The organism is Paenacidovorax caeni, from assembly GCF_001298675.1.
Lineage (GTDB): Bacteria > Pseudomonadota > Gammaproteobacteria > Burkholderiales > Burkholderiaceae_C > Paenacidovorax > Paenacidovorax caeni.
Window position 1 is genome coordinate 101,364 of sequence record NZ_CYIG01000030.1, and the last position, 10,041, is coordinate 111,404.

General features: G+C 66.2%; 8 protein-coding genes and 2 rRNA genes. 6 read left to right on the forward strand and 4 right to left on the reverse strand.

The features are described from left to right. Window positions 1-198 precede the first annotated feature (198 nt). Both cphA and BN2503_RS12835 read left to right on the forward strand, forming a co-directional pair. Window positions 199-2,772, forward strand: a complete 2,574-nt coding sequence (gene cphA / locus BN2503_RS12830) for a cyanophycin synthetase (RefSeq protein ID WP_054257051.1) — start codon at window positions 199-201, stop codon at window positions 2,770-2,772. Next, complete coding sequence (locus tag BN2503_RS12835) at window positions 2,772-3,254, forward strand: CreA family protein (protein WP_054257052.1); 483 nt, start codon at window positions 2,772-2,774, stop codon at window positions 3,252-3,254. Before cphA ends, BN2503_RS12835 begins: the two co-directional genes overlap by 1 nt. A gap of 61 nt (window positions 3,255-3,315) precedes the next feature. Here BN2503_RS12835 and BN2503_RS12840 read toward each other — a convergent pair whose 3' ends face one another. Beyond that, complete coding sequence (locus BN2503_RS12840; protein ID WP_054257053.1) at window positions 3,316-3,975, reverse strand: DsbA family oxidoreductase; 660 nt, start codon at window positions 3,973-3,975, stop codon at window positions 3,316-3,318. Window positions 3,976-4,128: 153 nt separating this feature from the next. Here BN2503_RS12840 and BN2503_RS12845 point away from each other — a divergent pair, with 153 nt between their 5' ends. Genes BN2503_RS12845 through BN2503_RS12860 form a run of 4 tightly spaced genes read left to right on the forward strand, consistent with a single transcriptional unit; the run spans window position 4,129 to window position 8,938 of the window. Then, the gene (locus BN2503_RS12845; RefSeq protein ID WP_054257054.1) at window positions 4,129-4,620 is read left to right on the forward strand and encodes a MarR family winged helix-turn-helix transcriptional regulator; all 492 of its coding nucleotides are present in this window, start codon (window positions 4,129-4,131) and stop codon (window positions 4,618-4,620) included. 11 nt (window positions 4,621-4,631) lie between these two features. Continuing rightward, window positions 4,632-6,086, forward strand: coding sequence for an efflux transporter outer membrane subunit (locus tag BN2503_RS12850; protein ID WP_054257055.1), 1,455 nt, complete (start codon window positions 4,632-4,634; stop codon window positions 6,084-6,086). An 18-nt stretch (window positions 6,087-6,104) separates the two neighbouring features. After that, window positions 6,105-7,340, forward strand: coding sequence for an HlyD family secretion protein (locus tag BN2503_RS12855; RefSeq protein WP_054257056.1), 1,236 nt, complete (start codon window positions 6,105-6,107; stop codon window positions 7,338-7,340). Between the two features lie 23 nt (window positions 7,341-7,363). Next, window positions 7,364-8,938 carry a DHA2 family efflux MFS transporter permease subunit gene (locus BN2503_RS12860; protein ID WP_054257057.1) on the forward strand — a complete coding sequence of 525 codons (1,575 nt, stop codon included), beginning with the start codon at window positions 7,364-7,366 and terminating at the stop codon, window positions 8,936-8,938. 53 nt (window positions 8,939-8,991) lie between these two features. On the opposite strand, the gene BN2503_RS12865 is transcribed toward BN2503_RS12860, so the two are convergent. The 3 genes from BN2503_RS12865 to BN2503_RS12875 form a co-directional block, all read right to left on the reverse strand. Next, window positions 8,992-9,660, reverse strand: a complete 669-nt coding sequence (locus BN2503_RS12865; protein WP_054257067.1) for a MarC family protein — start codon at window positions 9,658-9,660, stop codon at window positions 8,992-8,994. An 83-nt stretch (window positions 9,661-9,743) separates the two neighbouring features. After that, a 5S ribosomal RNA gene (gene rrf / locus BN2503_RS12870) occupies window positions 9,744-9,856 on the reverse strand. A 108-nt stretch (window positions 9,857-9,964) separates the two neighbouring features. Beyond that, window positions 9,965-10,041: ribosomal RNA gene (locus BN2503_RS12875) — 23S ribosomal RNA — on the reverse strand; the annotation flags it as partial.

The window sequence follows — 10,041 nt, forward strand, 5'->3', positions numbered from 1 at the left end:
TGCGCGCTCCGGGAGGGGGACGCAGCCAGCGCTGCGGGGCGGCCCTTGCGCGGCTGCCTGACTTGGGACGCGCCAGTTTTAGGTGCTGTGGGTGGCGCGCAGCATCATGGATAACCGATTCAAAAACAATAGCTACAAGCGCTTGCCAGATAAGCCTTAGATGCCAATTTGGCGTGAAATTTGCTGAAAGAACACCCCATGCAGATCACCCGTATCCGCGCCCTGCGCGGCCCCAACATCTGGACCCGCAGCACCGCTGTCGAGGCCATCGTGCAATGCGATGCCGCAGAGCGCGACATCAGCCTGCTGCCCGGTTTTGAAGACCGCCTGCGTGCACGCTTCCCGCGCATCGGCGCGCTGCGCCCCGAAGGCGCGGGCCAGCCCGTGGCGCTGGCCGATGTGCTGGAGGCTGCGGCGCTGTCGCTGCAGGCGCTGGCCGGCTGCCCCGTCACCTTCAGCCGCAGCCATGCCACCGTGGAGCAAGGCACGTACCAGGTCGTCGTCGAGTACACCGAGGAGGCCGTGGGCCTGCAGGCCATGGAGCAGGCCGACAGGCTGGTGCAGGCCGCGCTGGCCGACACCCCGTTCGACGCTGACGCCGTGATCGCCCAGCTGCGCGAGCTGGACGAGGACGAGCGCATCGGCCCCTCCACCGGCGCCATCGTCGACGCCGCCGTGGCACGCGGCATTCCGGTGCGGCGCCTGACCAGCGGCTCGCTGGTGCAGCTCGGCTGGGGCTCGAAGGCACGCCGTATCCAGGCCGCTGAACTGGACACCACCAGCGCCGTGGCCGAGTCCATCGCGCAAGACAAGGATCTGACCAAGCGCCTGCTGCACGCCGCCGGCGTGCCCGTGCCGCTGGGCCGCCCCGTGACGGACGTCGAGGACGCCTGGAAGGTGGCCGAGGAAGTGGGCCTGCCCGTGGTGGTCAAGCCGCAAGACGGCAACCAGGGCAAGGGCGTGACGGTGAACATCACCACGCGCGCCCAGCTTGAAGCCGCCTACGCCACCGCGCAAAGCTACAGCGACGAGGTGATGGTGGAGCGCTTTCTGCCCGGGCACGACTTCCGCCTGCTGGTCGTGGGCAACCAGCTTGTGGCCGCCGCACGGCGCGAGCCGCCGCAGGTGCTGGGCGATGGCGTGCACACCATCGCGCAGCTGGTGGACATCGTCAACCAGGACCCGCGCCGCGGCAGCGGCCACGGCACGGCACTGACCAAGATCCGGCTGGACGACATCGCCATCGCGCGCATTGCCGCCGAGGGGCTCACCCCCGACTCCGTGCCGGCCCAGGGCCAGCGCGTGGTGCTGCGCAACAACGCCAACCTCTCCACCGGCGGCAGCGCCACCGACGTGACCGACGACGTGCACCCCGAGGTGGCGGCACGCGCCATTGAGGCGGCGCAAACCATTGGCCTGCACATCTGCGGCGTGGACGTGATTTGCGAAAGCATCCTGCGCCCACTGGAGGAGCAAAACGGCGGCATCGTTGAAGTCAACGCCGCACCCGGCCTGCGCATGCACCTGGCGCCCTCGTTCGGCCGCCCGCGCGCCGTGGGCGTGCCCATGGCCGATGCACTGTTCCCGCCCGGCGAAGATGGCCGCGTGCCCCTGGTGGCGGTCACCGGCACCAACGGCAAGACCACCACTACGCGCCTGATCGCGCACCTGTTCACCGCGCACGGCTGGCGCACGGCCATGACCAACACCGACGGCGTGTACGTAAACGGCCGCCAGATCGACAGCGGCGACTGCTCCGGCCCGCGCAGCGCACGCAATGCGCTGGCCCACCCCGAGACCGACGCCGCCGTGCTCGAATGCGCGCGCGGCGGCCTGCTGCGCGAAGGCCTGGGTTTTGACCGCTGCCAGGTGGCCGTGGTCACCAACGTGGGCGAAGGCGACCACCTGGGCCTGAACTTCATCACCACGGTGCATGACGTGGCCGTGCTCAAGCGCGTCATCGTGCAAAACGTGGCCAATGACGGCTACGCCGTGCTCAACGCGGCCGACCCGCACGTGGCCGCCATGGCCAGCGCCTGCCCCGGCAAGGTGATCTTCTTCGCACTCGACCGCCACCACCCGGTGATGGCCACGCACCGCGCTCAGGGGCAGCGCGTGGTGTACGTGGACGGCGAGCACATCGTGGCGGCGGAAGACTCCTGGCGCGAGCAGATCGCGCTGCGCGACATTCCCCTCACGCGCAATGGCACCATCGGCTTCCAGGTGGAAAACGCCATGGCTTCGATTGGCGCGGCCTGGGCGATTGGCCTGCCGTGGGACACCATCCGCCGCGGCCTGGCCGGCTTTGTGAACGACAGCGACAACGCACCCGGCCGCTTCAACGTGATGGACTACCGCGGCGCCACCCTGATTGCCGACTACGGCCACAACCCCGACGCCATCCGTGCCCTGGTGCAGGCCGTCCAGGCCATGCCCGGGGAGAAACGCAGCGTGGTCATCAGTGGCGCGGGGGACCGGCGCGACCAGGACATCACCGAGCAGACGCGCATCCTGGGGGAAGCGTTTGACGACGTCATCCTCTACCAGGACGCCTGCCAGCGTGGCCGTGCCGACGGCGAGGTGCTGGCGCTGCTACGCCAAGGCCTGGAGGGCGCGCCACGCACGCGCTACGTCACGGAGATCCACGGCGAGTTCCTGGCCATTGACCACGCACTGGCCCGCCTCGCACCCGGCGACCTGTGCCTGGTGCTGGTGGACCAGGTGGAAGAAGCGCTGGCCCATCTGGCCCGGCGCTGCGCGGAGGCCGCGTAATGCGCAGCCCACGCGCCGCTGCCGCCGCACTGCTACTGGCCGCCCACGGCGCGTGGGCTGCGGGCGAGAAGATCGGCACCGTGGACACGGCCTTCCAGTGGATTGGCCGCGACCACGACATCATCGTCGAGGCCTACGACGACCCGGCCGTGCAGGGCGTGACTTGCTACGTCTCGCGCGCACGCAAGGGCGGTATCAAGGGCACGCTGGGCCTGGCCGAGGACCGGGCCGAGGCCTCGATCGCCTGCCGCCAGGTCGGTGCCATCAGCTTTCCGAAGCCCCCGGTGAAGCAGCAGGAGGAAGTGTTCAGCGAGCGCATGTCCCTGCTGTTCAAGCGCCTGCGCATCGTGCGCATGGTGGACGTGCAGCGCAACACACTGGTCTACCTGACCTACTCAGACAAACTCATCGACGGATCGCCGCAGAACAGCGTCACCGCCGTGCCGGTGGACCGGGGCACGCCGATCCCCGTGAAGAATTAGTAACAAAAACAGCTGCTGGCGCTTATTCAGCAAGCGCTGGCAGCTATTAAAAGAAGAGCATTCAAGCCGGCTCTGCAAGAATCTGGCGCAGCGCCTGCTCGAATACCTCGGGCGGCTGGCCACCCTGGATCAGGTGGCGCCCGTTGGCGATGATCGAGGGCACCGAGCGGATCCCGTTGGCCTGCCAGAACTGCGCCTGCGTGCGCACCTCGTCGGCGTAGGCGTCGCTGTCCAGCACCTGGCGGGCCTGGTCGCCATCCAGCCCCGCATCGGCCGCAAGACGCACCAGCACCTCATGGTCGGACGGGTTCAGGCCGTCGGTGAAGTAGGCCTTGAACAAGGCCTGCTTCAGCGCCTTCTGCGCGCCCGGCACGCCACACACCGCAGCCCAGTGCAGCAGGCGGTGCGCATCGAACGTGTTGTAGATGCGGCGGCGCGCGCTGCCGAAGACGAAACCCAGCGCAGCGCCCCGCGCCGCGATGGCGTCGTGATTCTGGCGCACCTGCTCTGGCGTCAGGCCGTACTTCTCTTGCAAGTGTTCGCCAATGTCCTGTCCAGCAGCAGCCATGCGCGGATTCAGCTCGAAGGGCTGAAAGCGCAGCGTCACCGCCACGTCCGCAGGCAGGCGCTGCAGTGCCTGGTCCAGCGACTGCAGACCAATCGCGCACCAGGGGCACGACACATCGGAGACGAAATCAATCGAGAGTGCGGAAGAAGTCATGGCAGCAGCCCACCGGGCAGGAAAAGCCCCATGGTAGCCCGGCATGCCCACACGTGCCGCGCAGGCCAGGCCCTGCCCACATAGCCCTGACGGGCTCAGGGGAGTCACATACATGACCAGACAATAGTTGCCTAGTCAATTAAATTACACTGCGTGAACGACAACCCCGCCATATCCTCCGGCCCCTACGCAGCCGGCACATTCACACCCGACCAGAGCGTGGGCTACCTGATGCGCCAGGTGCTGAACTCGATCCGCTCCCAGGCGGATGCGCGCCTGGCCTCTTGCGACATGACCTACGTGCAGTGGTTGCCGCTGTACAAGCTGATGCTGCAGGAAGGCGCGACCACGGCCAGCCTGGCGCGCGAGCTGGCCATCGACCCCGGTGCCATGACGCGCTCGGTGGATCGGTTAGTCGCCAAGGGGCTGGTGCGGCGCGAACGTTCGCAGCAGGACCGGCGCGTCGTGCACCTGGAATTGACCGCCGAGGGCCGCAGCGCAGCGCAGCGCGTGCCGGCCGTGCTGTCCGAGGTGCTCAACGCCCACCTGCACGGCTTTTCCGACGCTGAATGGCGCCAGCTGCTGCACCTGTTGCAGCGCATGCAGGCCAACGGCGAGGCCCTGCGCCAAGCCCCCACCGACTGAGCCCCAAAACCATGCCTTCATCCCCTACCGTCCGGGGCGCCCGTTTGCGCCCGCTGGCTGCGGCCCTGGCCACGGCCCTTCTGCTCGGGGCCTGCGCCAGCCCCGGGGCCGATACCCGGCCGCTGGACGCGCTGACGCCAGCACAGCTGGCGCTGACCACGCAGCCCAGCCCTGACATACAGCCGCAGTGGTGGCGCTCCCTGGGCGACGCCCAGCTTGACACGCTGGTGGCCCAGGCCCTGCAAGGCAGTCCGAACCTGGCCGTGGCCCGCGCGCGCACCCAGCGCGCACAGGCCCTGGCCCAGGCACTCCAAGCCGCCAACGGCCCGCAGGCCACCCTGGGGGGGGACGCCTCGCGCCAGCGCTACACCGCCAACGGGCTGGTGCCACCGCCCGTGGCAGGCCATTGGTGGAACAGCGCCTCGGTGCAGGCGGGCTTGGCGTGGTCGCCCGACTTTTTTGGCCAGCACGCCGCTGAACAGGCCTCGGCCCTGGGCCAAGCCCAGGCCGCGCAGGCCGACGCCGCCGCCGCCGAAACGCTGCTGGCGCTGCAGGTGGCCCGTGGCTACGTGGCACTGGCGCGCACGCTGGCGCAACAAGACTTGGCCCGCCGCACCTTGGCGCAGCGCCAGGAAATCCGCGACATCACGCACCAGCGCCTGGGCGCTGGCCTGGACAGCCGCGTGCAAGACACCCAGGCCGCCGCAGCCCTGCCCGACATGCGCGCGCAAATCGAAGCCCTGCAGGAACAGGCGGTGCTGACCCGGCGCCAGCTGGCCGTGCTGGCAGGCCAGCCCCCGGATGCACTCCGTGCCCTGGCGCCACGGCTGGCGGCGCTGACCCTACAAACGCCACCGCAGGCCCTGGGCGCGGACCTGCTGGGCCGGCGCCCCGACGTGGTGGCCGCCCGCTGGCGGGTGGAGGCTGCCACGCAGGATGTGGCCGTGGCGCGTACGCAGTTTTACCCCAACGTCAACCTCAGTGCCTTCATCGGCCTGAACGCGCTGGGCATGGACCAGTTGCTGCAAGCCAGCAGCCGCCAGATTGGCGTAAGCCCGGCACTGCGCTTGCCGCTGTTTGACGGCGGCCGGCTACGCGCACAGCTGGGCGGCAAGCGCGCCGACCTGGACGTGGCCATCGCCCAGTACAACGCCACGGTGCTCGACGCGGTGAAGGAAGCAGGCGACGCCATTGCCTCGGGCCAATCGCTGGAACGCCAACATGCCGAACAGGGGCAAGCACTGGACGGCGCGGAGCAAGCCTACGCGCTGGCGCTGCAGCGCTACCGCGCGGGCCTGGACAGCTATCTGGTCGTGCTCAACGCCGAATCCCAGGTGCTGGCCCAGCGCCGGCTGGCGGCGGATCTGCGCGCACGCCAGTTCGATACCTATCTGGCTTTGATGAAAGCCCTCGGGGGCGGCTGGAACGACACCGCCCTGCAACCGCACGCCCTTGCCGCCGAGTAACTCTGGACACCCACCACTATGAGCGATACCCCCAAGCACACCCCCGCCACCACGCGCCGCCGTGGTCTCTCTGTGATCGCTACCGCCGTCGCCGTGGCAAGCCTGGCCTGGGGCGGCTGGCACTGGATGCATGCGCGCCACTTCGAAACCACGGACAACGCCTACGTGGCCGGGAACGTGGTGCAGATCACCCCACAGATCGGAGGGACGGTCGTGGCCATTGCCGCCGACGACACTGACTTCGTCAAGGCTGGGCAGCCCCTGGTGCGGTTGGACACGGCGGACATGCAGGTGGCACTCGAGCAGGCCAGCGCCCAGCTGGCGCAGACCGTGCGCGAGGTGCGCACGCTGTTCGCCAACAACGCGGCACTGAAGGCGCAAGTCAGCCTGCGCGAAGCCGACCTGGCGCGCCTGCAATCGGATTTGGCACGCGCACAGGATGACGTGAACCGGCGCGCACCCTTGGTAAGCACCGGGGCCGTCGGCAAGGAAGAGTTCCAGCACACCCAGTCCCAACTGGCGGCGGCGCGCAGCGCCCAAGCCGCCGCCCAAGCCGCTGTGCAGGCTGCGCGCGAACAGCTGGCCGCCAGCCAAACGCAGACCGAAGGCACCACGGTAGAGGCACACCCCAACGTCCTACGCGCTGCAGCCAAAGTCCACGAAGCCTATCTGGCCCTGCAGCGGGCCACGCTGCTCGCGCCGCTGGATGGCCATGTGGCGAAGCGCGGCGTGCAGATTGGCCAGCGCATCGCGGCCGGGGCGCCGCTGATGACCCTGGTGGCGCTGGACCAGCTCTGGGTGGACGCCAATTTCAAGGAAAGCCAACTGCAGCAGCTCCGCATCGGGCAAAAGGCCGAGCTGCACGCCGACGTGTACGGTACCAAGGTGATCTACCACGGCACCGTCGTTGGCCTGGGGGCAGGCACCGGTGCTGCCTTCGCGCTGCTACCAGCACAAAATGCCACAGGCAACTGGATCAAGGTGGTACAGCGCGTGCCCGTGCGCATCGCCCTTGACGCACAGGAACTGGCCAGCCACCCGCTACGCGTGGGCCTGTCGATGGAAGCCACCGTGGATATTCGCGACCAGGAGGGCAAGAGCCTGTCGGACATACCGCGTACCACACCGGTCGCCGCTACGACGGTGTTCGATGACCAGATGCGCGACGCCGACGCTTACGTTTCCAAGATCATCAGCGCCAACCTGGGCCGCAGACAAATCGCAGCAGCCCCAACCGGCACGCAGTTGCACTGAGCGCGTGCAGGAAGCCGCATACGATGTCTAACTCCACCACGGCGAGCCCGCACACGGAGCCCACGCCGCTGCATGGCGCACAGCTGCTGCTGGGCACCCTGTCGCTGTCCCTGGCCACGTTCATGAACGTGCTCGACTCCTCTATCGCCAACGTGTCCCTGCCAGCAATCGCCGGGGATCTGGGCGTCAGCCCTAACCAGGGCACCTGGGTGATCACCAGCTTTGGCGTGGCCAACGCCATCTCGGTCCCGCTGACGGGATGGCTGACCCAACGCTTCGGCGCGGTACGCTTGTTCACCCTGAGCGTTCTGCTTTTCGTGCTGACCTCCTGGCTGTGCGGCTTCGCCCCCTCGCTGGACATGCTGGTGTTCTTTCGGGTGCTGCAGGGCCTGGTCGCCGGGCCGATGATTCCACTGTCGCAAACCCTGCTGCTTGCCAGCTACCCACGGGCCAAGGCCGGCACAGCCCTGGCACTCTGGGGGGTTACCACTTTGGTAGCGCCCGTGGTTGGCCCCCTGCTGGGCGGCTGGATCACCGACAACATTTCTTGGCCGTGGATCTTCTACATCAACGTACCCATCGGCTTGGTAGCTGCGCTGCTGACCTGGAGCATATACCGCCACCGGGAAACGCCCACACGCAAGCTGCCCATCGACACCGTGGGACTCACCCTGCTGGTACTCTGGGTGGGGGCGTTGCAGCTGATGCTCGACAAGGGCAAGGAGCTGGACTGGTTCGCGTCTGGCGAAATCATTGCCCTGGCTGTTGTGGCTGTCGTAGCTTTCGCGGTGTTCCTGGTGTGGGAGCTGACGGAGGAGCATCCCGTGGTGGATTTGCGCCTTTTCAAGCGCCGCAATTTCGCCTTTGGTGCGTTAGCGTTGTCCGTGGCCTATGCACTGTTTTTTGGCAACGTGGTCCTCATGCCACTGTGGCTGCAGCAGTGGATGGGTTACACCGCGACATCGGCCGGCATGGCCCTCGCGCCCGTCGGGTTGTTCGCCATTCTTCTCACGCCGCTGGTTGGCCGCAAGGTCGGCCAATGGGATCCGCGCCGCATGGCCACGGGTGCCTTCCTGGTGTTTGCCCTGGTGCTTTGGCTTCGCTCTCAATTCACGGTGCAGACGGATTTCATGCATGTGCTGATCCCCACACTCATTCAAGGTGCGGCGATGGCATTTTTCTTTATTCCACTCACCACCATCACCTTGGCAGGGCTGACGCCTCATCGCATCCCCGCCGCAGCAGGCCTGAGCAATTTCACCCGCATCACTGCAGGTGCCATGGGCACGTCCGTCGCAACGACCCTGTGGGATGACCGTGCAGCAATGCACCACGCGCATATGACCGAACCGCTTGTACAGGGACAAGGCCCTTTCGCCTTGGCTCTCGACAGCCTGCGGGCTGCTGGCCTGAGTGCGGAGCAAGCGCTGGCGCAGATCAACCGGCTGATCGACCAGCAAGCGTACACGCGCGCTGTGGACGATATTTTTCTCGGCTCCGCTTACCTCTTCATCGCACTGATCAGTTTGATCTGGCTGACGCAGCGGCCCTCGAAGGTCACGGGCGCAGCTCCCCCCGACGCGGGTGGCGCACACTGAGCGCCACCCTCCCAGACTTTCCACCGCTCCGCCCCGGCACCGCCGGGGCTTTTTCATGATGCGTGCGCATTCAGCTCGGACCAGCCCGTCCAGAGAATTTCAATGCCAATACAAAAGAGAATGAACGCCACCAGGCGCATCATGACCAATGTGCCCACGGGCCCAAGGCGCCGCAGCAAGGTCGAGGCGTTACGGTAAATCAGATACACCACGGCCATCGTGAGCGTGGCCCCCAGCACTGCGACGACGGCACCCAGCAGATACAGCGCCGGGGTTTTAGGAAGCTTGGCGCCTAGTGCAATCGATGCAGCAATGGCGCCCGGGCCTGTAGTCAATGGAAAAGACAACGGAAAAAAACTGCGCCGTACGATCTCCTCGTCCGACAGCGGCAAAGATTCACGGGCTACGGCGGCTGTCACATCATCCTCTGCACTGCTGTTCAACATCCGCCAGCCAGTCGCCGCCACCAGCAAGCCGCCGCCGATACGCACGATTGGCAGCGAAATGCCGAAAAGCTCGAGCACATAAGTGCCCACCAGCATCGAGACGATCAGGATGATCCAGCCATTGATGGCGACTTGGCGTGCCAAGCGTTGCGTCACCAGCGGGTTGCCCCCGGCCGTTGCCGTGAAGATCGGTGCCGTACCCAATGGATTAATGATTGGCAACAACGTCAGCGGAACGATGATGAAAGCCTGAAAGAAATCGATCACAACTTGCATACGCCCCTTGATTTCAGCAGGAATATTTTCTTCCAAAACGAAAACCCCCGCAGCTTGTTAGCTACGGGGGTTTCACAATATTAGCCTGACGATGACCTACTTTCACACGGGAATCCGCACTATCATCGGCGCGAAGTCGTTTCACTGTCCTGTTCGGGATGGGAAGGAGTGGTTCCAACTTGCTATGGTCATCAGGCTTAAACTTTTGCTTGGATGGTTTTAGCCATACAAGCGAATTCATAGAGACGAATCATTAATTTGATTGCGTGCTTGGCATAACAATTTGACGGTATGTCAAAGTTATAGGGTCAAGCCGCACGAGCAATTAGTACTGGTTAGCTTAACGCATTACTGCGCTTCCACACCCAGCCTATCAACGTC

Excerpts from the sequence above, each read along its gene's own strand:
- BN2503_RS12840 (WP_054257053.1), bottom strand. The coding sequence starts at position 3,975 with ATGACTTCTTCCGCACTCTCGATTGATTTCGTCTCCGATGTGTCGTGC.
- cphA (WP_054257051.1), top strand. The coding sequence starts at position 199 with ATGCAGATCACCCGTATCCGCGCCCTGCGCGGCCCCAACATCTGGACC.
- BN2503_RS12865 (WP_054257067.1), bottom strand. The coding sequence starts at position 9,660 with ATGCAAGTTGTGATCGATTTCTTTCAGGCTTTCATCATCGTTCCGCTG.
- BN2503_RS12850 (WP_054257055.1), top strand. The coding sequence starts at position 4,632 with ATGCCTTCATCCCCTACCGTCCGGGGCGCCCGTTTGCGCCCGCTGGCT.
- BN2503_RS12835 (WP_054257052.1), top strand. The coding sequence starts at position 2,772 with ATGCGCAGCCCACGCGCCGCTGCCGCCGCACTGCTACTGGCCGCCCAC.
- BN2503_RS12855 (WP_054257056.1), top strand. The coding sequence starts at position 6,105 with ATGAGCGATACCCCCAAGCACACCCCCGCCACCACGCGCCGCCGTGGT.
- BN2503_RS12860 (WP_054257057.1), top strand. The coding sequence starts at position 7,364 with ATGTCTAACTCCACCACGGCGAGCCCGCACACGGAGCCCACGCCGCTG.